Raw genomic sequence first — 22,167 nt, 5'->3', positions numbered from 1 at the left:
AAACAAGCCCCGCTCCGGCGGGGCTTTTTCTTGGCGATCAGGCCGGCGCCAGTACCGGCAGCGTGCGGCAGTGCCGCTCGAACTCCTCAGGCGGCAGCGGGCGGGAAAAGTGGTAGCCCTGCAGCTGGTCGCAGCCGAGGGTGCGCAGCACGCTGGCCTGCAGCTGGGTTTCCACGCCTTCAGCGACCACCTCGATGGCCAGCGTGTGGGCCAGGTCGATGATCGCCGCGATGATCGCGCGTGCCTCCGGCCCGCCCTCGTCCAGCGCCTGCACGAAGAAGCGGTCGATCTTCAGCTGGCGCACCTGGAACTTCTGCAGGTAGGCCAGGCTGGAGTAGCCGGTACCGAAGTCGTCGATGGCGAACTCGAAGCCGCGCTCGCGGAAATCGCGCAGCATCAACCGGGTTCGTTCGGCGTTCTCCATCGCGATGCTTTCGGTCACCTCGAACAGGATCAGCGCCGGAGCGACCCCGGCCTCCGCGACGATGCGCGCGGCCGTGTCCACAAACCCCGGCTGGTTCAACTGCAGCGGCGAGAGATTGATCGCGATACGCAGCGACACCATCCCCTGGCCGCGCCAGGCGCCGATCTGCCGGCAGGCTTCGCGGATCACCCATTCCCCGATGCGACCGATCTGGCCACTGCGCTCGGCCACCGCGATGAACTCCATCGGCGGCACCTCGCCCAGTTCCGGATGCGTCCAGCGCGCCAGCGCCTCGGCGCCGACGATCGCCCCCGTGGCGCTGTCGTGCTTGGACTGGTAGTGCAGCGACAGGCTGCCGTCCTCGATCGCCGCATGCAGCCCGCGCTGGATCGCCAGCGCCCGCTCGGCACGCCGACGCATGCTGGTGTCGTAGATGCTGTAGCCATTCCGGCCGGCCTGCTTGGCCGCGGTCATCGCCACGTCCGCGTGCGCGATCAGCGCCTCGGCGGAATCGCCGTCCTGCGGAAAGTGGGCGACACCGATGCTCGGCGTGGCGCAGAGCGTGATACCCCCGACCACCAGCGGCAGCTGCATGGCGTCGAGCAGGCGCTCGACGATGCGGTGGGCCGAATCCTGCGAGCGCATGCGCTCGAGCACGGCGACGAACTCGTCGCCACCGACGCGACCCACGCTCTCGTAGCGCAGGTGCGTGGCCAACCGCTCGGCCACCGCGCACAGCACCTGGTCGCCCGCGGTCTGGCCGAGCGACTCGTTGATGTGCTTGAAGCCGTCCAGGTCGATGTACAGCACGGCCACGTAACCGCGCCCGTCGCGCGCGCCGTCCAGCGCGCGCTCCAGCCGATCGATCAGGGTCGCGCGGTTCGGCAGGCCAGTCAGTGCATCGTGGGTCGAGAGGTAGCGCAGGCGGTCGTGCAGGTCGTCCAGCGAACCGGCCAGGCTGCGGGTGCGCTGGTACAGCCGGGTCACCCATTCGGACAGGCCGATGGCCGAGCCCATCGACACCAGCGCGATCACGCCGATCATCGAACCGACCCAGACCACCGCCGCCGCATCGCCGGCACTGCCGCCGGGAAAGCGCTCGCCGGACATGCGCATCGCCAGGTGCAACGTGGCGGCGAGGATCAGCGCGTTGCCGAAGGCCACCGGGATGCGCCGCCGCAGGCTCCGGTTGTGCCTGGCCCGGAACGCGTGCAGCAATCTCAGCACCGCCGCGCCGATCGCTGCCACCACCAGGCACCAGATCCACAGATGCTGCCCTGCCCCCACCCGTACCGCCGGCAGGTGCAGCGAGGCGATCATCAGCAGGTGCATCGGTATCACGCAGCCGGCCAGCAGAATGCCGCCGCCCAGCATGCGGGCACGCGTCAGCGCGGCGACATCGGTCATCGCCAGCAGCACATAGGCCGCCAGCAGGGCGAACAATCCCGAGGCGATGCACAGCAGCGGATCCAGGCCATCGCGCAACTGCGGCACCCGAGCCAGCGTGCCGACGAAGTGCTGCGACCACACGCCGATGCCGATCATCCACACGCCGACCACGTACCACGCCGAACGCTGCCAGCGCTCGCGCGAGGCGGCCAGCCGTGGCATCACGTCCAGGGCCTGATAGGTGGTGGTCGCTCCAACAAGAGGGGCCAACAACGCCAGGGCGAGATGGAAACTGCCGTTCATTAAGCGCCGGGGGAGGCCATTCGGGGAAACAGAAGCATAACGGCAACTCGCCCCCGCACTTGACCCTGCATTCGTACGACCGTCCCCGCTTCGTGCCCCCGGATCCTGGTTCCGTCGCGCCCTGGCCGGGTTCCGTCGCCTCCATCCCGACCGGCGGCGGCCAAGCGACTAAGCTCTGTCGCGATTCCTGCCCCGGCGAGCCACTCATGTTCAAGAGCCTGTTCTTCGTCCTGCGTATCGCCCTGGCCTGGTCGGCGCTGTTCCTGGTGGGCAACCTGTTCTGGAGCGCCACGCCGGGTTACCACGACGGCAATCTGGCCTCGCTGGTCTATTTCATCACGCTGGCCTTCGTGATCACCGGCGCGTTCTCGCACCTGGGCCGGGTGCGGCTGATCGCCGGGGAAGTCGACTCCAGCGCGCTGGCCAACCGGCAGCGCCGGCAGATCGAGATCCCGTTCGAGGCCGGCGAGGCGTTCGACCTGGTCGACGCGGCGATCCGCGAACTGCCGCGCATCGAGGAGGTCGAGAGCGCCCGCGACAGCCTGCAGGTGCGCGCCAAGATCCGCCGCCCGCAGCCCTACGGCCGCCACTGGGTGCAGCGGCTCAACCCGTCCAACTGGCTGGGCAGCCTGCGCAACCAGATCACCGCCACGGTCACCCCGGTCAACGGCACCGGCAGCGTCACCCTGCTGTGCGAGCCGGAGGCGGCCGCGTGGAGCGACTGGTTCCGCGTCGACGACGGCACCAACCTGGAGAACGCCGAGGCGATCACCCGCGCCATCGCCCGGCGGGTCGCCGAGCATCGCCGCAACGAGCAGCGGGCCGCAGCGCAGACGGCCACCGAGAAGGAGCTCACGGTCGCCCGGCTCAACCTGCTGCACGCCCAGGTGGAACCGCACTTCCTCTACAACACGCTGGCCAGCGCGCAGCTGCTCACCCGCAGCGAGCCGGCGCAGGCCGACCGCATGCTCGGCCATCTCATCCAGTACCTGCGCCATTCGCTGCCGAGCGCCGACGAGTCGCTGTCCACCCTCGGCGACGAACTGGAGCGCACCCGCGCCTACCTGGAGATCATCCGCATCCGCATGGGCGCGCGGCTGGCGATGGAGGTGGACGTACCCGACGCGCTGCGCGCCATCTCGATGCCGCCGATGATGCTGCAGACGCTGGTGGAGAACGCCATCAAGCACGGCCTGGAGCCCAAGCCCGGCGGCGGCACGGTATGGATCTTCGCCCGCCGCGACGAGGACCGCGTGATGGTCACCGTCGCCGACAACGGCCAGGGCTTCGGCGTCGCCACCGGCGGTACCGGCATCGGCCTGAAGAACGTGCGCGAACGGCTGCGCCTGATCTACGGCGAGCGCGCCTCGCTGTCGGTGGTCGCCAATGTGCCCGACGGCGTTGCCGCCACCATCACCGTGCCCGCGGTCACCGACGCGTCGACCGACAGCAGCCGGGTGACCGCATGATCCGCGCCGTCGTCGCCGAAGACGAAGCCCTGCTGCGCAGCGAGCTGGTGCGCCTGTTGCACCAGGTGTGGCCGGAGCTGACCGTGGTGGCCGAATGCGAGGACGGCGCCAGTGCGCTGGAAGCCATCGCCACGCAGCAGCCCGAGGTCGCCTTCCTCGACATCCGCATGCCCGGCCTGACCGGCATGGACGTCGCCACCGCAGCGGCCACCTGCAGCCCCGGCACGCAGATCGTGTTCACCACCGCCTACCACCAGTACGCCATCGACGCGTTCGAGCGTGGCGCCATCGACTACCTGCTCAAGCCGGTGACGCCGGAGCGCCTGGCCGCCACCGTGCAGCGCGTCCGGTCGCGGCTGGCCAGTGGCCAGCTGCCCGCCAACCTCAGCCAGCTGCTGCGCGATCTCGCCCAGGGCGCGGCCACCACACCGAGGGCTCCGCCATTGACCTGGATCACCGCCAGCACCGGCCGCGAGACGCGGCTCATCATGGTCGACGACGTCGCCTACTTCCGCGCCGACCACAAGTACACCGTGGCGATGACCGCCGAGGGCGAAGCGCTGCTGCGAACCTCGCTGCGCGAGCTGCTCGAGGTGCTCGACGCCAACGTGTTCCGGCAGATCCACCGCTCCACCATCGTCAACCTCAAGGCGATCGCCTCGATCGTGCGCGACGACACCGGCCGCGGCACCGTGCGACTGAAGCAGCGACCGGAAACGCTCACCGTCAGCGCGCCGTTCATGACGCTTTTCAAGACCATGTAGACGCAAGGAGCGCCTGCCGTGGACACCGCCATGCACATGCTCTACCGACTGCTCGCCCTGCTCGCCTTCGCCGCCAGCGCGCTCGGCTGCGACCATCCGCATCGCAGCTTCACCCAGCGCTCCACGGTCAACGGCGTGGACCAGCTCGACAGCCGGGTGGAGATCACCGCCAGCGGCGCCCATTTCGACTGCCGCGCCAGTCGCAGCGGGCAATGCCACTACAGCCTGTTCGCCGCGGGCTGCGACCGCGGGGACGACTGCCGCATCCCCGCCCTGAAAACGCTGGCCGTGCCGGCCGGCAGCGACCGCGACATCACCCACCTGCCTGCCGTGGTGCAGGTGTGCGTGCGTACCGACGACGCCGCGGTGGACGCGCGCTGCCGGGCGCTCGCGCCCGGCGCCTGAGGCGCCGCGGCCGACCACCGCCACCGAACGCTCGATCGAGCTGAGCTACCTGGCCCAGGCGACCAACTGGCTCGCCGTGCAGCCGGACCTGCAGTACGTGGTGCACCCGGACACCGACCCCAACGTGCGCAACGCGCGGGTGTTCACCCTGCGCTTCGAGCTGTCCACCGACCTGTCATCCCACCGGACACCCCACGCCCTCCCCGTAGGAGCCCGCTCGCGGGCGATGCCCTTCGCACCAATGCGCCACAAAAGGCAGAAGCATCGCCCGCGAGCGGGCTCCTACCGGGTTTTCGCGTTGTGTGGCGTTCGACAGTGGGGCGTGGCGTGCGCTTCGGCGGCGCGTGCACCGCTCCCCTGGATGCGGCAATCGGCTACGCCTGAGCGGAAACGCATGCGCCACGCAAACACAGAAGCATGCCTCGCCCCAGCCTCCGAGCTGTCCACCGACCTGTCATCCCACCGGACGCCCCACGCCCTCCCCGTAGGAGCCCGCTCGCGGGCGATGCCCTTCACACCAGTGCGCCACAAAAGGCAGAAGCATCGCCCGCGAGCGGGCTCCTACCGGGTTTGTGTGGCGTTCGACAGTGGGGGGTGACGTATGCTTCGGCAGCGCGTGCACCGTTTCCCCGGATGCGGCAATCGGCTACGCCTGGGCGGAAACGCATGCGCCACGCAAACACAGAAGCATGCTTCGCCCCAGCCTCCGAGCTGTCCACCGACCTGTCATCCCACCGGACACCCCACGCCCTCCCCGTAGGAGCCCGCTCGCGGGCGATGCCCTTCACACCAATGCGCCACAAAAGGCAGAAGCATCGCCCGCGAGCGGGCTCCTACCGGGTTTGTGTGGCGTTCGACAGTGGGGCGTGGCGTGCGCTTCGGCGGCGCGTGTACCGTTTCCCCGGATGCGGCAACCGGCTACGCATGAGCGGAAACGCATGCGCCACGCAAACACAGAAGCATGCCTCGCCCCAGCCTCCGAGCTGTCCACCGACCTGTCATCCCACCGGACACCCCACGCCCTCCCCGTAGGAGCCCGCTCGCGGGCGATGCCCTTCACACCAATGCGCCACAAAAGGCAGAAGCATCGCCCGCGAGCGGGCTCCTACCGGGTTTGTGTGGCGTTCGACAGTGGGGCGTGGCGTGCGCTTCGGTCAGCGACGAAAGCGCACGTACGCCCGCTTCGCCAGATACAACAGATGACCGCCGATGCCCTTGTCCTGGGCTTTGCGCAAGGCGGTGTTCTCCGCGTACAGCATGCGGATGTGCGCGTCGCGCTCCTGCAGCAGGCCGGTCAGTTCCGCCACGTCGCGGCCCGCCAGCACATGGCCCTCGACGAGGTGCTCCGGCAGCTGCCGCTTCACGTAATAGGTGGTGTGGCGCGGAGCGGTCTCTTCCGCCGGCCGCTCGTGCGAATAGAAGTACAGCGCGACCGAGCGCCGGGTCAGGTCCTCCCGCCCGGCCGGCAGGGCGATCCGGTCGAAGGCATGCCACGAGCGCTCGGACGTCTCGAAGATCACGCAGCGGTTGAAGCGCGGCACCACCGAACGGGTCGGCCGGCGATCCTCGTGCGGGTCGCGGAACAGCTCCAGGTTGCCGCCCCAGCTCTCCTCCCACTCCGGGTTGAGATAGACGATCAGGTTGAGCCGCCGATGCCAGCGCTCGCTGGGGTGGTAGTTGAAGTCCACGTGCGGGTCGAGGCTCATTCCGTGGCGGTTTTCGTGCGTGCCGCCGCCGAGATACCACGGGTCGTAGAGCAAGCCGTCGATGCCGGTGATCTCGCCGATCAGACGCAGGAACGCCGGGCTCTGGATCGCATCGTCCAGCCGCTGGTAAGCCGGCCCCAGCGCCCGCACCCGCTCCAGCGTGGATTTGCCGCCCATCTTGCCGTCGTCGCCCACGGCATTGCCGCGCTCGAATGCGGGGAAGGTGTCGAGCAGCGCCGCGGCAAACTCCGGCGCGAAGAAGTCGTCGATCACCACGTGGGGAAACGGGTCGCCGGACGCGAAGGCCTCGCGATGATCGGCGCACGAGGCCAGCACGCGTTGATCGAGAATCGAGAGAGGCTCGGCACCTTCCATGGTTGTCATCCTGAGAACGGCCCTCGATTGTAGCCGGCGCGGGAGGCGAGTCCGGGCCACCACACCGCCAAAAAAGAGAGGCCCCGCACGGCGGGGCCTCCGGGCACATCAGCGCCGAACCGCTCAGTCGGCGTGCTTGGCCAGCCAGGCATCCACGTCGGGCAGGCGATCGTTGCGGATCATCATGCGGTACTGGATGTTGGCGATCACCGTGTTGGCCACGCGCTGCGAGCTCTTGGCGATGTGCGCGTCGGCGTACGCCTTGATCTTGTCGATCATCTCCGGCTTCAGCGAGCTGGCGCCCAGCGCCGGGTAGTAGCGACTGGCCGAGGTGGAATCGACCAGCTTGTCCACCTGGTCGCGGTGCGCCACGGCGAAGTCGAACGCCATGTCCGGGTGGCGGTAGGCGACGATGCGGATCATGCCCGCGCTGTTGGTCGCACCCGGCTCCGGGGTCAGCGCCAGGTCCAGCGCCTGCTTGGCCAGGGTGTCGTCCTTGGCCAGCGAGAGCATGGCGTACAGCTGATCCTTGATCAGCGGCGTGGTCTCGGCCTTGGCCTCGGCGTGCAGCTGGTTCCAGGTGGCGGTGTCGGCACTGCGTGCGACGACCGCGGTGACCGTCTTGCGCAACGCCACCGGCAGCGCCTTGGGATCGGTCTTCTGCGCGGCGAAGCGGCGGCGCGCCTCGGCGATCACGTCCTGGTCGCCCAGTTCGGCCAGAGAGCCGATCAGCTGGGTACGCAGCAGGGTGGTCGGCACGCTCTCGCCGGCCTTGGCCTCCCAGCCGATGCGCGCGAACACCGGACGCAGGCGACTGCGGGCGAAGGCGCGGAAGCGCTCCTGGCGGGCGGCGTCGCCGTCGTAGTAGTTGTCGATGGCGTCGAAGTAGCCGGCCACCTCGCCCCACACCTGCGGGTCGGCATCGGCCGGGGTGGCCTGGGCCAGCGCCAGCACGTTGGCCACCGGCTCCTTGCCGGCCATCGCCAGCGCCCAGGTGTCGCCCATCAGGCCGAGCTGGTCGATCGGCTTGAGCTTGGCGAAGTCGCCCTTCAGCGCGTCGAACCCGGCGGTGGAGTACAGCGTGCGGTAGTAGCCCGCCTGGCCGGCGTTCACCAGCACCGGGCCGCAACCCGGCACGGTCAGCGTGCCCTTGCCGTCCAGCACGGTGGTGACCGGCTTGCCGCCGACGGTCTGGGCGATCACCGGCACGTGCCAGCGCAGCGGCTTCTTGTCCGGGCGGTCCTTGGTGAACTCGCCCTGGCTCAGTAGCACCTTGGTCGAGCCGGCGTTGCAGGCCAGGGACTGCACGTTGACCAGCGGGATGCCCGGCTGCAGCGTGAAGTCGTGGGCGATCTGCATGATCGGCTTGCCGGCCGCGGCCTGCACCGACTTCCACAGGTCGTCGGACACCGTGTTGCCGTACTCGTGCGCCTTGATGTAGTTGCGCACGCCGGTGCGCCAGGTCTCCGGGCCCACGTAGGCCTCGAGCATGGTGATCACCGCCTCGCCCTTGGAGTAGGTGATCGAGTCGAACGCCTGGCTGGCCTGCTCCACCGTCTCCACGTGCTGCACCACCGGGTGGGTGGTGGCGACTGCGTCGAGCGACATCGCGCCTTCACGCGTGCCGACCAGATCCAGGTTGGTGTGCCATTCCGGATGCAGCTTCTCGGTGGTGCGCGCGGCCATCCACGAGGCGAAGCCCTCGTTGAGCCACAGGTCGTCCCACCAGCTCATGGTCACCAGGTCGCCGAACCACTGGTGCGCCATCTCGTGCGCGGCGGTGTTGAACACGCGCTGCTTGTCGCCCTGGGTGGAGATGCTGGGATCGAGCAGCAGCGCGTACTCGAAGGTGAAGATCGCGCCCCAGTTCTCCATCGCCGAGAAGAACTGGCTCTGGCCCGGCGCGGCGATGTTGTCCAGCTTCGGCAGCGGGTACGGCACGCCGAAGTAGTCGTTGTATTCCTTCAGCACGGCGCGGGCCGAGTCCAGCGTGAAGCCGGCCTGCTTGACCATGCCCTTCTGGGTGATCACGCCGATCTCGGTGCCGTCCACCTTCTCGGTGGCGCGCTCGAAGTCGCCGACGCTGAAGAACAGCAGGTAGGTGGACATCTTCGGCGACTGCCCGAAGTGCACCTCGGTGAGGCCGTTACCGAGGCCCTTCTTCGAGGCGATCGGCATGTTGCTCACCGCCATCTCATCGCTGGGCACGGTGGCGGTGAGGTCGAAGGTGGCCTTGTAGTTCGGCTCGTCCCACGAGGGGATGAAGCGACGGGCGTCGGAGTTCTCGAACTGGGTGTACAGCGCGCGCTTCTTGCCGTCCTTGGTGTCGTAGTCCAGCGCGAACAGGCCGTTGGCCTGGGTCTCGACCTTGCCGCTGTAGTCCATCGCCAGCTTGTACTGGCCGGCCGGGATCGGGTGGGACAGGGTGAAGGTGGCGGTCTGCGCCTTGGCATCCACCGAGACGGTGGGCGTCGGCACGGCGATCTTCAGCCGGGTCGGCGTCAGCGTGGCCGAATGGAAGGTGAGGTCCGCCGCGTTCAGCGTGATGCTGCTGGTCGGCTTGAGCACGTTCAACGTGATGGTGACCTTGCCGTCGAAGGTGAGCTTGTCCGCGTGCGGCACGATGGCCACGTCGTAATGCGTGGGCACCACGCCGCGCGGCAGCTGGGTGGTGGCTTCGCGCACCGGCGCCGCCTTGGTCTGGGCGGCGAGCGGCGCCATCGACACGCCGGCCAGGGCCAGCGCAATGGCGGAAACGAGATATCGACGCATGACAACTCCCTGCTTGGGTTGAGTCCGGATCACGGCCACCGGCGCACGCGCCTGCCCGACCCGGAAAACGGAAACGGATGTCCCCTGATACCGCCCATGGTGCGGGCGCGCACGGGCCGCCGGACACGGCCGGAAGTCACGGCCGGCGCCACTTGTCGTGCTGCATCGCCGCGAGACTGAACCGGCGCCATCGCCCCCGTCGCCGCAGTCAACTCCTTGCGACGCACCGGCGTTACTGTCCGCGCCCACCGGTCGTCGCCGACAAAACCCTTGCGACGCAAGGATTTACGGAGCACCGGCGGCCCACAGCAATGCTTGCCCATTCCACGCACCGAGGAATCGCCATGAGCCTTCGCAATACGCTCCGCCGCAGCCTGATCGCCTTGCTCGCCACCAGCGCCCTCGCCGCCACCGGCGCGATGGCGCAGACCAGCCCCGTGCCGCACCACCCGCGCGTCAACGAAGTGAACAAGCGCGTCGACACCCAGCAGCAGCGCATCGACAAGGGCCTGGCCAACGGCACCATCACCGGCAAGCAGGCCGCCCGCGACGAGCAGCACGACGCCAACATCGCCCAACGCGCCAGCGCCGACGAGGCCAGGCACAACGGCCACCTCACCAAGAAGGAAACCCGCCGCCTCAACCGCTCGGAGAACCGCAACAGCCGGCATATCCGGAAGCAGCGCCGGCACTGAACTAGCCGCCTGAAACAAACAAGGCCCCGCGATGCGGGGCCTTGTTCGGTCTGCTGGCTGACGCAATCGCCTCAGCGACGCCCTTGCAGCGCCGGGATCACGAACGTCGGCACCAGATCCTGCAGCTTGTACCAGGTGGCGAAGTCGCCGTAATTGCCGGCCTGGATACCCACCACCAGCTCCAGCTCCGGCACCACGATCACGAACTGGCCGCCATTGCCCTCGGCCGCGTACTCGCGATACGCGTGCCCGTCCACGGTCATCGTGTGCAGGTGCCAGCCGTAGCCGTAGCGATGATCCGGCGTGAACGCGCTGTGCTCGGCGGTCGAGGCCTTCACCCACGCGGAGTCGACGACGCGCCGGCCGTTCCAGCGCCCGCCGTCGAGATAGAGCTGGCCGAGCTTGAGCATGTCGCGTGGCCGCATGTAGATGCCGCCGGCCAGGTAGGCGTCGCCGCCGGGCATCAGGTTGATGTGGTAGTCACGCATCTGCAGCGGGTCGCCCACGGTGCGGCGGAAGAAGTCCGGCAGCCATGCGCCCGTGGCCCGGGCGACCACCGCGCCCAGCAGGTTGATGCCGGCCGAGCAGTACACCGCCTTGTCCCCACCGGGCTCGCGCACCATCGGCAACGCCAGCGTGTAGCGGTACCAGTCGGGCTGCGCCTGCTGGCTCTGCATGGCGTCCTCGTTGCCGGGGGACTGGTCGTCGCCGTCGTCGCAGGCCAGGCCCGAGGTCATCGTCATCAGGTCGGCCACGGTGATGCGGGCCTTGCGCGGATCGCTGCCGAAGGCATCGCGGTAGGCCGGCAGCATCGCGCGCAATGTCGTGCCCGGCGTCAGCGCCTTGTCCTGCGCCATCGCCAGCCCCACCAGCAGCGGCGCGAAGGTCTTGCCGGACGAACGGCTGTCGTGCGGCCGGTCGGCGTCGAAACCGTGGAAGTAGCGCTCCACCACCAGCTTGCCGCGATGGGCGATCAGCAGCGACTGCACCTGCGGCGTGCCGGCATCGTCGCTCTGCAGCAGGCGCGCCAGCAGCGCATCGAGGCGTTTCGTGTCGAAGCCGGATGAAGCGGGCGCGTCCGTGCCCCAGCCGTCCTCCAGCGTGAGCGGCGCCCGCCAGGCGGGCGTGCCGGCCGGCGGCGTGCTGGCGTAGAAGCCGATGGCATCCGCGCGATCGCGCCGGGTGAAGGTGAATACGCCGATGCCCTGCCAGTTCACCTGCAGCTGCCCGGTCTCCTCGTCGTAGTTCGCGTGCAACTGCCAGCGTGGCCGCGCGGGATCGCCGAAGGTCACCGCATCACCGTCCAGCGCCACGGTCATCCAGCGATCGCGCGTGAGGTTGGCCTCCGGGTTGCGCAGGAACGCCCGCAAGCTGCCGTCGGCATCCCGCTCGATCTTCAGGTACTGCGACAGCCGCTCGTCCTGCGGCTGCACCGTGCCCATCCACACGTCCGGCTGCGACCGGGTCAGCGTGAGCGGCGTGGCGTAGGCGCTGCGCAAGGCTGACGGCGGCTGCACCCAGAAGCCGTCGATGCGTGCATGGTCCGCGGACCAGTGACCGCGAAACGTGCCCAGCCCGCCCGCCAACACCGCACGCACCTCGTCGCCCGAGCGGGACACCGGCGCCGTGATGCCGCCAATGTGCGCCTCGCCGGCCGCACCACGCAGATCCAGCACCAGTCGCCCGGCCACCGGCTGGGTCATCTGCGTCTCGTTGCCCCACAGGCCGACCAGCTTCTCCGGACTGACCGCGGCGCGTGCCGGCAGCGCCAGCATCACCAGACATCCCGCCATCATCACGGCCCAACCGTTGCCCACGCGCATGTCTCGCCCTTTCCGTTGTGATGCGGCCCGCGTCGGTCCGCGCGCAGGCATCCTAGCCGGGCACCGCCATACATTCTTGTATCCGGCAAACCTGCCGCGTCAGGCGTCGGCCACCGCCTGGCGGTAGGCGCGCGGCGAGCGCCCGAAGGCGGCCTGGAAACTGCGCGCGAAATGCGCCTGGTCGAAGTAACCACAGCGCGCGGCCACCTCCACCAGCGCCTCGCGTGAGGTGGTCAGCAACGCCGCGGCCCTGGTCAGCCGGCACCGGCGCAGGTAGTCGCCCGGGGTGCAGCCGAAATGGCGACGGAAGCTGCGCGTCAGGTGCACCGCATGCACTCCGGCGACCGCGGCCAGCTCCCCCAGCGACAGCTCGCTGCCGCAGTCGTCGTGCAGCATTTCCCGCACCCGCCACAGCCACGGCGGCAGATGCTCGCGCCGCTCGCGCAATGGCGCCGAGGCCGCGTCCAGCAATTCCGCGCACAACGATTCGGAGTGCAACGCGTCCGACGCCTTCCGCGTCGTCGCCAGGCCGGCCAGCCGCCGCCACGCCTCGCCCTCCCCCGCGGCAAAGGCGCGCGGCCGATCCGGCAAGGCCACCGCCTGCGCGTAATCGCGCAGCGTGCCCATGCCCAGCGTCACCGTCATGAACTCCCCACCCACCCCATCGCCCCGAAACCGGTCGCGATGCAACGTCCCCGGCGGGTTGTAGATCACCAGCGGCTCCCGCGCCAACGCCGGCGCGCCCTCCGCACTGGAGAGGTATTCCCCGCGCAGCAACACCACGAAATGCGCCTCCGCATGCGTGTGCTCATGCACCTCATACTCCGGCACCGTCGGCACCATCCGCGTCAAGGCAAAGCCGCCCGCGGACCAGCGGGTCTCGGTGCGGCCGAGGAAGTGGCCTTTGGGGAAAACGGGGGTGCACAGCTTCATCGCAAGCGCCTTGGCTGATGCAACCCACTCTAGTCCTGGAACTCGCCTGCCGCCCGTGACAGTTGGCATGGCTGCTCTGAAGCAGTGAGTTGCGCGCAGAGTCTTTGCTTAGTGCGCAACAGCCGAGAGCCGACGCCGTAAACCGGCACAGCGTGTGCTCGCGCCTCCGACCTTTTGCGCAGAAATGCGAAACGCCTAAGCTTCTCACTATTCGTTTGGGTACCAGGAACGGACTATGAGCACAGATATCCAGGCACTGCAGGCTGTCCTGCGCACATTCGCTAGCGACAGAGAGTGGGAGCAGTTCCACTCGCCCAAGAATCTGGCCACTGCCCTGTCGGTCGAGGCTGCCGAACTGCTCGAGCACTTCCAGTGGCTGACCGAGGAGCAAAGCCGCTCGTTGCCGGACGTGAAGCGCGATGCAGTCGCCGAGGAAGTGGCTGACGTCTTCCTCTACCTGCTTCAGCTCTCGGACAAGCTGGGCATCGATCCGTTGGACGCAGCCCGCAAGAAGCTGCAGCTCAACGCTCTCAAGTACCCGGTCGAACGCGCCAAGGGGACGAGCAAGAAGTATTCTGAGCTTTGACGGAAGGCCAAGGGGGGCCGCAGCGTGATTGTCTATCAGGCCGACAAGACCCAGTTTCTTGACGATCACGACAACCGGGACATCGAAAGCGTCATTGCTGCCAAGTATTTGCAGCGAACCGGGCGGTACTCCACTGAAGCCGAATACCGCTCCTGGAAGAACTCGCTGGGCGAAATGGCCAAGGTGCTTCGGGACCCAGGCATTCCCGACAACATCGGGGTTGGCGTCGAGTTCGGGATACCCCAAACCTCCAAGCGGATCGACTTCATCCTTTCCGGCCGTACCGATGAGGGTCCCAAGCTCATCATCGTGGAACTCAAGCAGTGGTCCGAAGCGAAGCTCTCGCCGAAAGACGGCCTAGTCATCGCACGCCGGGGCGGCCATGCTCCCGAGAGCGAAGGCACCCACCCCTGCTATCAGGCTTGGTCGTATGCGGCCTTGCTCGAAGGCTTCAACGAGGCCGTCTACGAACGCAACGTAGCCCTGAACCCCTGCGCCTATCTCCACAACTACGTGCAGGACGGCGTCATCGACGATCCCCAGCATTACGGGGACTACATCCGGAAGGCGCCGCTGTTCCTGAAAGGTGAAGCCGAGCGTCAGCGCCTTCGGGACTTCATCAAGCAGCATGTGAAATACGGCGACAACGCCGAACTGATCTACGAGATCGAGAATGGCCGCATCAAGCCATCCAAGGCCTTGGTGGACAGCCTGGTCGGCTTGATGAGGGGCAATCAGGAGTTCGTGCTGATCGACGACCAGAAGGTCGCCTTCGAAAGCGCCGTCACCCTCGCCACCCGTGCCTCGGGGGAAAAGAAACAGGTCGCAATCATCCAGGGCGGTCCCGGCACCGGGAAGTCGATCATCGCGATCAACCTGCTGGTGCGCCTGTCGAAGCAGGGACTCGTCAGCAAGTACGTATCCAAGAACGCGGCGCCGCGTGCCGTCTACAAGGCCAAGCTGACAGGCACGTTCAAGCAGACGGCCATCAGCAACCTGTTCTCCGGCTCCGGCTCCTTTGTCGAGACGGCAGCGAATGCGTTCGATGCCCTGATCGTGGACGAGGCCCACCGCCTCAACGAGAAGTCCGGCCTCTACGGCAACCTCGGCGAGAACCAGATCAAGGAGATCATCCACAGCAGCAAGAGCGCGATCTTCTTCGTGGACGACGACCAGGTCGTCACCCTGTCCGACATCGGGCACAGCGCCGAGCTGGAGAAGTGGGCGCACGCGGCCGATGCCGAAGTCACCCACATGCAACTGGCTTCGCAGTTCCGTTGCGGTGGCTCGGATGCCTACATGGCCTGGCTGGACAACACGCTGGGTCTGCGCGAGACCGCGAACACCACGCTTTCCCCGGATGAGTTCGACTTCCGCGTGATGGATTCGCCCACAGAGCTGCACGAGCTGATCGCCGAGCGCAACGTCATCAACAACAAGTCTCGCGTGGTCGCCGGCTACTGCTGGGACTGGGTCAGCAAGAAAAAGCCCGATCAATTCGACGTGGTCATCCCTGAACACGGCTACGCGAAGCGCTGGAACCTCGACAAGGACGGCAGCCTATGGATCGTGGCACCCGACTCCATCGACGAAGTCGGCTGCATCCATACCTGCCAGGGACTGGAGCTCGACTACGTCGGCGTCATCGTCGGCCCCGACCTAGTCGTCCGCGACGATGCGCTTACCACCGTGCCCGAAGCGCGATCCAACATGGACCGATCCATCCGTGGCTGGAAATCGATGATGAAGCAGTCACCCGAAGAGACACGCCAGCGCGTGGACCGAATCATCCGCAACACCTACAAGACGCTGATGACTCGCGGCATGAAAGGCTGCTATGTCTACTTTGTGGATGCCGATACGGCAAGTTACTTCCGAGAGACTATCAAGCCATCCAGCTTGACTTGCGCATCTTGAAGATGAGCGCCTTCTCTGAGCCCGGGCTGTGTAGTGACCGCATTCGGCCAAAACCCGTCGTTCATAGGCAATCATCATTGGCATTCCACACATAGCATTGGTCGGTTTGGAGTAGATAAGCTCAGGCAGCTCAATAATCTTGCTTCGATGCCTTCTTCGCATTCCAAATCCTCATCGTCCCGTCATCAAGCCGTAGTCCAACAAGGACGGATCTAACGCCACTCGAGGGAGCGTACTCCCGTGACGATCGATACTTCGAAAGCGTTATCGTAAAGACAAGTCGTTTGTCCTCGCTGGACAGCGTCTCGGCTAGCCAATCGGGCGAAGCCCACAAAACCTCACCATCATCGTGATTACGGGCTCCACGGTGGCCATCGGGATCCGGTTTCCAACTACCCCAGACCTGACTCCTCAGCGCCAGGTCGCCATTACCGGCATACCAATCACCACTGCCCGGCTCGTTTACCAACCTCAGGCTCTTCGTGAGGTCGATTCCGATACGCGGTCTGCCGGCCGCTCCCTCCGCCGCCATTTCATCACCCTCGTCGATGCCAAGACTGTGGGTTTCGGGCGCCCACACTAATGGAGCAAAAATACTCTTTTGCCGATAACGACGGTCATAGAATCCACCATCCCAAAACTCGGGCAGCCAAAGGTCATGACTGGGCTTCTTGGCGAATGCCGCGCAGCGACCAATTGCGCCCTTCCGTTCCGTCAGCGCCGACGTGATCCTAACTCGCACCCCATCGGGCGAAGACCAGCGCCCGTAGAGCAGCACTAGTGCGTCGTCGGGTGGCTCCACGAGGCCAAGCTTCCTCAGCATTGCGTGTTGATCCTGCAGGCCCTCTTGCTGTCCTGTCCTCTTGCCTAGCAGATATTCCTTCGCCTGCCCGGGGACAGGGTCTTTCCGATCCGACAGCCACGAGCCGTCATCGAACGTGACGTCGTAGCGGTCGCGCCATTCCAGCCAAGGCGAGCCGCCGCCGACCTCGTAACTCCGAACGACCACCGGCCGCGTCTTTGAAAGACTGGTGGCTGCACCCAGCAAGGCATGTCTTTGAACATGCTCACGGTAGGTCTCATATCGATCGCCTCGATCCCAGTCGTAACGTTGCCGGCCGGGAAAATCATCCAGCGAGGTGGCCTCCGGCCATCGCTTCTTGATTTCGGCCGCCATCGCATCTACCACGGTTGCCTTGCCGACATTGAAGAGCCACGCCAGTGCGCTGATCTCACTCTTAGCAAACTCGTAGTCGAAGCGGAAGTTCGACGTCGCTTTCGTGCCCCCCGAGTAGACATCACTGGTCTCAATGCCGCATGGCGGTTGGTCGACCTGATCGACCAACGCTTCCAGATCCGTGTCTCGGACACCGTTGTTACCGATGTTCCTTAAACACCTGGCAATGTGGACTTTGTCGATAACATGGAGGTCGCTTCGTTGGGCGAGTGCCAGCAGCCTGCGCCGGAAGCCGCCCATGGTCCGTCCTTGGCGCAAGGCGGTCCGCGCTAGACCCATCAGCAGCCACTGCCGGGAATTCAGGAACGGAAGCTCCCGATCCGGCGATGCCAAGGCCGCGATCTCCCTTTGGTCGAAGCGGTCGAGCAACAGGCCGATCTCTTCGTCCAGACCCAGCTCGGCAAGCGTGTTCAAGCCGCGTGCGACCGTCCAGCGGAGATAGGCGTCGTCGTCGCCGAGAAGGTGCCAGATCACATCGGCGAAGAACGCCGCTTCGTTTCCCCCGACGGATTGCTCGGGGCGGAACGGTCCCTCGCCGATCTCGTCGGCGATGCGCGACGCCGGCCCGGACAGCAGCAACTCCAGCGCATCGAGACCGGCCTGGCCCGAAGTGACGTCGCACAGGGCGGTAGCCAACTGCAGCCACTCGTCGCCATCGAGTTCCACCTCCTCCGCCGCCACTTTGCGAAGGACGAGCCGCAGCACGAAGGGCTTGTCATCGCACAGTTCCGAGAGTTGGTGGATGCCACGCACGATGTCCGAGAACTGACCTTCGAACAGCTCGACGATCTTGGACTCGAACAGTCGTTCAACCAATGCTTTTGCATTGGAAACGAGGTGCCTGGAGGATCCGCTCCAGGAGGACAGGCACTCGGCAAGTATGTCCAATGACTGGGTGAGGCTCAGCTCGGCCGAGTCGCAGATTGCGAACAGAAACGCCAACCGCTTCGGATATGGGCACGAGGCGCGCAAACCGGCGATGAATCGCTGGCGTGCGTTATAGGAAAGTCGACTGTCCGTTTGAATGGTCGTCAGCGCCTGGTCGAGCGACTGCGCCGATGACGGATCGCAATTCGAGACCAGCGCCGCGATGAGACCGTGGATTTCTTCCTTGCTCGGTTTCGGAGTTCGATCGACGACGAAGTCTGGCTGCGACCTATCGCGATTGTTGAACTCATCCTCCTTGCCTTTCGCCTCTAGCCTGAGTTGTTCGATCGCCTCTCGCTCTTCGGTGGTGAGCGCGGTCGGAAATTGACTCCCCGCTTCCAGGAAGCCTTCCCAAAGGGAGCTCCAGGCGCCGAACGGGTACCGGGCGCGCAGCTTTTCGATGATCGCCAGAAATATCCGCCTCTGATCGTCCGGGTTAGACAGTTTCAGCAGATCGGCGACTCCGTCACCGGAGCGCCAGTCCCACCAGCCATGGTCTTCGCAGATCGTCAGGACGAAGGCAGCGCGCCGCGGATCGAGATTCCCGTTCCTGGCCAGAAAACAGGCAAGCTGCGGCAAACCGTAAGACAGTTCCGCGACGTCCTGGTCGTGCCAACGCACGATCTTGGCGATTGCCGGGAAGCCTATGGAATTGGCTGCGGCGCGCGCGAACAACGTCCAGCCGAACTTGCTTGGCTCGTTCCGTATGATGGTCTGGCACAGGTTCATCAATCGATGCGACAGCGCTGGCTTCAGCAGTCCGCCATGCTGCACGCTCGCGAAACGAAGCAGCGAATAGATCTGCTCGTAGCTCTCTCCTCCCAATTGGTCCAGCTGGGCCAGACCTTGCCGGTAGTATTCACGGGCCTCGTCAATGCTCATGGACACGAGGGAAACCGCGAGATCGGCGTATGCACCGCCGCGCTGCCCGATATCGTCGTCTTGGCCAATCTGCTCCGCGATGTGCTGCGCAAACTTGCCCGCGAGCTCATGGAGGCCCGGTCGCTGGGCAAGCAGGCCCAATACGGACGTTTTCTGCCGGACGGAAAATCTTCCCGAAGAAATCAGGCTGACGATGGTCTTCGCTTGGTCTTCCGATATCACCGGCGCATGGTCCAGCAGGATATGGATACAGCCGAGCCCGACGGTGCGAATAAGCGAGTCGGCGGCGACCTCAGCCGTCCACTGCACGCCCTCCCTCAAGTGCTTGCTCCATAAATCCAGGAAGTCGCTGACACTCGCATCCGGGAGGCTTCTGCGAGAGAGGACAGCATCCTCGATGGGCCGGGTCAGCTGGCGTGCAAGCTCGATGCCCCTACTGATGTTCTCGCAGTCGCGGTCATTGAATCTCGCGCTTCGCGGTTTCCCGCCACGTCTCCTGCCGGAGCCGCCGGGCGCGGGCCGCCGCAGCTCCTTCAGAAACGCAAGCAGTTCCCTCTGGCTCTTGACTGCCCTCGCCTGCCTGGTGATCTTCACCTCCCCCGGAAGCAGGTCATGGTGGGCGACGGGCCTTCCAGCCGACCATGCGCGGATGCAGGCGCGGAGGATCGGGGGCCAAGCCCTCGAGTGGCCGTAACGCTCGCCGTAGTCGTACGCTGATGGCCGGGCCGGAGGCGCATAGCGGATGATCGCCGCGGCGGCGGCACGCGAGCTGTAGAAGAGCGCTGTCAACGCCGCCTGTACGATGTGGGCGCTGCCCCCTCGCGTGGGCTCCACCGAAAGGCCCTCGTCTTCGTCTTCGTCGTCGTCGACGGACACCGGCGCTCCGGTCGCCTTCGCCAGCGCTTTTACCTGTTGTCTATCGAGAGAGCGAGGTCGCGACAGAAGCCGCAGCTTGAGCGCTTGCGATTTGCATTCGTCGCTTGCGGCGAATGAGACCAAATCTTTGAGTACCGTCGTGCCGTTCGCCCGGTCGAACAATTCCAGAAGTTGCAGGAGGCGGCCGCTCGCGGAAAGCGAGAACCGATCAGTCCAGGCGGCGAGGTTACGATCGACGACGTCGAACTTGTATGCGGCGGAATTCTGGAACAGTACCGCCGCGAAGTCCTCGATCTCCGGCCCGGCGCGGTCGCGATGCGACTCGTCATGTGGCTGCGCCGCGTACCAGTTGATCCACCGCACAGTGCTTTCGCACTGGATCTCCGATTCCTCAGCGTCTCCTGCGAAACGATGGGCGACCGTCAGCCGCGCGCTTCTGGCGCCACGCCATCCCGCACGATCCGCAAAAAGGCGGCGATAGGAGTCAGCGTCCCCGAGTACGATTGCCAGAGCGGGCGAGCTCCGAATGAACTCATCGCCCCTCTGATTGGCCGTCGCGGCTTGCGCCAGCCGCATGCTGAGGCCCAGCACCCGGTCGAGGTCGTCATCCGCGACCGCCAATCGAAAGGCCGCGCGAAGCCGTGCGAGGATCAACCTTCGGCGGCCGAACTCCGACTGCACCGTCGCCGGGAAGCTGGCCGAATCAGCGAGCGCGAACGCACGATCGCTGTCCTTTATGACGACCAGGAAATGCGGCAACGCCTCGGCGGCATAGGCCGATGTCACCTGCGACGCCAAAAGGCGATCGGCAATGGCCTTTTGGGCTTCCCCTCCCGCGGCGTAAGTTTCGCGGATGTATGTTTCGGTTGGCTCATCCCTGAAGATCGCACCGTGCGAGGTTATCTCGAGCATCGGGGCCAGGTCCGATGCGGCGGTACTTACCTGAGTCGCGGACCATCCAAGCGCGTTTGCCAGTTCGTCGAGCGGAATCGGCGGAGGAAGTAGCGACAGCGCGACGAAGAACTCTGTTACCTCCGAATCCGACCATCCTGCAACATGAAGATCGGAGATGATCTTCGCGCAATGCTGGGCGATGATCTCAGGAACCATGATGAGCGCGGCCGACGTGCTGCCGCGGACATTCGTATCCCAAGTCTGGACGAGGTAGTCGAGGACACGTGCGTTCCGGCCGGATCGAGCCAAAGCGGTAGCAACCTCGACGCCGGAAGCGTCGGGCTTGCGATCCTGCAGAAATTCTCGGGCCTCTGAATCTGTGAAGGGTCCTAGCTCGACACGACTCACCGTGCTGCGACCGATGACCTTGTCCTTGCGGTGCGTGCGTGCCGTAAACAGCAGTCTCACTCCATCGATCGGATCCTCGTCGATGGTCGCGAGAAGAAGCTTTGGGAATGCATTTTCGTGGCGATGCTCGGCTTCCAACTGGGCGTTATCGGCCGCATCGACGATGATGAGCAAGCCGAGCTTTCGGGACTGGGCCCGAATCGCCTTCGCCGCTTGAGACAGTCGTTTGCGCGCCGCCTTGATGATTTTTCGACTGTCATCGCCTCCTGGCAGTATCGGATCACACAGTGTCCGCGCGGCCAACTCGTTGACAATCTGCACCAGCCCAATTCTGGGGAGGTGTCTGGAGTAATTGTCCGAGCGGTACGAACCACCACCGAAACAGTCAAAAACTACCACTTCGAATTCGCTCGCCATCCTTGCGGCAAGGCTCTGGACGAACACGGTCTTGCCAACCCCGCCCTCCGCATCGACGAAGACGGGCTGCTTTGAAGCCTTGATCAGATCATGGACCATCGAAAGTTCTGATCGCTCGACGACGGCACCTACGTCGATGAAGCGGGTGTCGGCCGGAAAGAGGTCCTCTGGGGCACAATCGAGCGCATCCAGAACATCTTCACGGCGGATCAGGTTCTTGCCTTGGCCGCTTGGACCAGCCTTTCTCAAGACGAGATCCTGGAGCCCGTGAAGGCGGATCCTAGCCTCAGCATCGGCACCGGCAGACCAGTCGGTGAGTGTTCTCCTGAGTGCGTTGTCTTGGCTCGAAAGACCTTTCTCTCCAGCTCGAAAAACTACTCTGGAGAAGAGACGGCTTGCGTCAGACAGGCCTCCGATAGCACAACATTCCCTGAGATAAAGAACCTGGTCGGCTGCTTCCTGACCTGAAGGTGTCTTCCCTTCGATGAGGGCTTCTATCGCTTCAGAAAGGCTGTACTTGAACTCGGCATTCGTGACGAAGACGAACCATGCTTTCGCGTCGACTTCGGCAGTCGAAAACTCTTTCTCATAGCCGGAAATCGTGCTGGAGAACTTTTCGATTGTCTTTTTCAGATAAGACGCTGTAACCGGCTCCCCGCGATGCTTGTACTTAAATTGGACGGTCTCCAGCCGCTCGCAGGTGTGAAAATTGTCTCCTCGGCCGTAGTAAAGGACGAGGTCAGCGACATCTTCGGCCCATGTTCCCGGACTAGTAGTCTCTGTCGACGAAATCCCCTCCACGGCGATCGCGAATAGCTCGTCATTCGGAAATACTAGCTGCAATGCCCTTCTGGCAGCCCATCTCTCGTGGAAAGTGTGGCCAGCGCGAGATGCGCGGACCGAATCTATACTTTCATCGCTGTAAGGCATGTTTACACCGTGCCAATATTCAATGTGGTCGTCAT

The 22,167-nt window shown here is 65.4% G+C and carries 13 protein-coding genes; 7 read left to right on the top strand and 6 right to left on the bottom strand.

The window, feature by feature from the left end; genetic code table 11:
* Positions 1-37: 37 nt before the first annotated feature.
* On the bottom strand, positions 38-2,116 hold the full coding sequence (locus C693_RS20780; protein ID WP_017460365.1) for a putative bifunctional diguanylate cyclase/phosphodiesterase: 2,079 nt from the start codon (positions 2,114-2,116) through the stop codon (positions 38-40).
* Positions 2,117-2,322: 206 nt separating this feature from the next.
* Between C693_RS20780 and C693_RS0100920 the strand changes: the two genes are divergently transcribed.
* The 4 genes from C693_RS0100920 to C693_RS24465 are packed head-to-tail and all read left to right on the top strand — an operon-like array spanning position 2,323 to position 5,352.
* Positions 2,323-3,585 (top strand): sensor histidine kinase, encoded by a 1,263-nt coding sequence (locus C693_RS0100920; RefSeq protein ID WP_017460364.1) that lies wholly within the window; start codon positions 2,323-2,325, stop codon positions 3,583-3,585.
* Positions 3,582-4,349 (top strand): LytR/AlgR family response regulator transcription factor, encoded by a 768-nt coding sequence (locus C693_RS0100915; RefSeq protein WP_017460363.1) that lies wholly within the window; start codon positions 3,582-3,584, stop codon positions 4,347-4,349. Before C693_RS0100920 ends, C693_RS0100915 begins: the two co-directional genes overlap by 4 nt.
* 18 nt (positions 4,350-4,367) lie before the next feature.
* A complete protein-coding gene (locus C693_RS22430; protein ID WP_017460362.1) occupies positions 4,368-4,754 on the top strand; it encodes a hypothetical protein in 387 nt (128 codons plus the stop codon).
* A complete protein-coding gene (locus C693_RS24465; protein WP_083868195.1) occupies positions 4,675-5,352 on the top strand; it encodes a carbohydrate porin in 678 nt (225 codons plus the stop codon). Before C693_RS22430 ends, C693_RS24465 begins: the two co-directional genes overlap by 80 nt.
* A 556-nt stretch (positions 5,353-5,908) precedes the next feature.
* On the opposite strand, the gene C693_RS0100905 is transcribed toward C693_RS24465, so the two are convergent.
* Both C693_RS0100905 and C693_RS0100900 read right to left on the bottom strand, forming a co-directional pair.
* The gene (locus C693_RS0100905; RefSeq protein WP_017460361.1) at positions 5,909-6,835 is read right to left on the bottom strand and encodes a 2OG-Fe(II) oxygenase; all 927 of its coding nucleotides are present in this window, start codon (positions 6,833-6,835) and stop codon (positions 5,909-5,911) included.
* Positions 6,836-6,958: 123 nt separating this feature from the next.
* Positions 6,959-9,607, bottom strand: coding sequence for a M1 family metallopeptidase (locus tag C693_RS0100900; RefSeq protein ID WP_017460360.1), 2,649 nt, complete (start codon positions 9,605-9,607; stop codon positions 6,959-6,961).
* A gap of 344 nt (positions 9,608-9,951) precedes the next feature.
* On the opposite strand from C693_RS0100900, the gene C693_RS0100895 reads away from it, so the two are divergent.
* On the top strand, positions 9,952-10,302 hold the full coding sequence (locus tag C693_RS0100895; RefSeq protein ID WP_017460359.1) for a hypothetical protein: 351 nt from the start codon (positions 9,952-9,954) through the stop codon (positions 10,300-10,302).
* Positions 10,303-10,373: 71 nt separating this feature from the next.
* Here C693_RS0100895 and C693_RS0100890 read toward each other — a convergent pair whose 3' ends face one another.
* Both C693_RS0100890 and C693_RS22425 read right to left on the bottom strand, forming a co-directional pair.
* Positions 10,374-12,125 (bottom strand): serine hydrolase domain-containing protein, encoded by a 1,752-nt coding sequence (locus C693_RS0100890; RefSeq protein WP_017460358.1) that lies wholly within the window; start codon positions 12,123-12,125, stop codon positions 10,374-10,376.
* Positions 12,126-12,224: 99 nt separating this feature from the next.
* Positions 12,225-13,058, bottom strand: a complete 834-nt coding sequence (locus C693_RS22425) for a helix-turn-helix transcriptional regulator (RefSeq protein WP_017460357.1) — start codon at positions 13,056-13,058, stop codon at positions 12,225-12,227.
* A 235-nt stretch (positions 13,059-13,293) separates the two neighbouring features.
* On the opposite strand from C693_RS22425, the gene C693_RS0100880 reads away from it, so the two are divergent.
* Both C693_RS0100880 and C693_RS0100875 read left to right on the top strand, forming a co-directional pair.
* Positions 13,294-13,644, top strand: a complete 351-nt coding sequence (locus tag C693_RS0100880; protein WP_017460356.1) for a nucleotide pyrophosphohydrolase — start codon at positions 13,294-13,296, stop codon at positions 13,642-13,644.
* A gap of 24 nt (positions 13,645-13,668) precedes the next feature.
* Positions 13,669-15,561 carry a DUF2075 domain-containing protein gene (locus tag C693_RS0100875; protein ID WP_017460355.1) on the top strand — a complete coding sequence of 631 codons (1,893 nt, stop codon included), beginning with the start codon at positions 13,669-13,671 and terminating at the stop codon, positions 15,559-15,561.
* 130 nt (positions 15,562-15,691) lie between these two features.
* Here C693_RS0100875 and C693_RS0100870 read toward each other — a convergent pair whose 3' ends face one another.
* Positions 15,692-22,132 (bottom strand): NACHT domain-containing protein, encoded by a 6,441-nt coding sequence (locus C693_RS0100870; RefSeq protein ID WP_026107083.1) that lies wholly within the window; start codon positions 22,130-22,132, stop codon positions 15,692-15,694.
* Positions 22,133-22,167: the final 35 nt, after the last annotated feature.

Origin of the sequence: Dyella ginsengisoli LA-4, from assembly GCF_000334915.1 — a bacterium.
GTDB classification, from domain to species: domain Bacteria; phylum Pseudomonadota; class Gammaproteobacteria; order Xanthomonadales; family Rhodanobacteraceae; genus Dyella_A; species Dyella_A ginsengisoli_A.
This window is presented reverse-complemented; position numbering and strand designations above follow the sequence as displayed.

Bases quoted from the DNA above. Each gene is read 5' to 3' on its own strand.
- C693_RS0100915 (WP_017460363.1), top strand. From the start codon at position 3,582: ATGATCCGCGCCGTCGTCGCCGAAGACGAAGCCCTGCTGCGCAGCGAG.
- C693_RS0100880 (WP_017460356.1), top strand. From the start codon at position 13,294: ATGAGCACAGATATCCAGGCACTGCAGGCTGTCCTGCGCACATTCGCT.
- C693_RS20780 (WP_017460365.1), bottom strand. From the start codon at position 2,116: ATGAACGGCAGTTTCCATCTCGCCCTGGCGTTGTTGGCCCCTCTTGTT.
- C693_RS0100905 (WP_017460361.1), bottom strand. From the start codon at position 6,835: ATGGAAGGTGCCGAGCCTCTCTCGATTCTCGATCAACGCGTGCTGGCC.
- C693_RS0100920 (WP_017460364.1), top strand. From the start codon at position 2,323: ATGTTCAAGAGCCTGTTCTTCGTCCTGCGTATCGCCCTGGCCTGGTCG.
- C693_RS0100890 (WP_017460358.1), bottom strand. From the start codon at position 12,125: ATGCGCGTGGGCAACGGTTGGGCCGTGATGATGGCGGGATGTCTGGTG.
- C693_RS0100870 (WP_026107083.1), bottom strand. From the start codon at position 22,132: ATGCCTTACAGCGATGAAAGTATAGATTCGGTCCGCGCATCTCGCGCT.
- C693_RS0100895 (WP_017460359.1), top strand. From the start codon at position 9,952: ATGAGCCTTCGCAATACGCTCCGCCGCAGCCTGATCGCCTTGCTCGCC.
- C693_RS0100900 (WP_017460360.1), bottom strand. From the start codon at position 9,607: ATGCGTCGATATCTCGTTTCCGCCATTGCGCTGGCCCTGGCCGGCGTG.
- C693_RS22425 (WP_017460357.1), bottom strand. From the start codon at position 13,058: ATGAAGCTGTGCACCCCCGTTTTCCCCAAAGGCCACTTCCTCGGCCGC.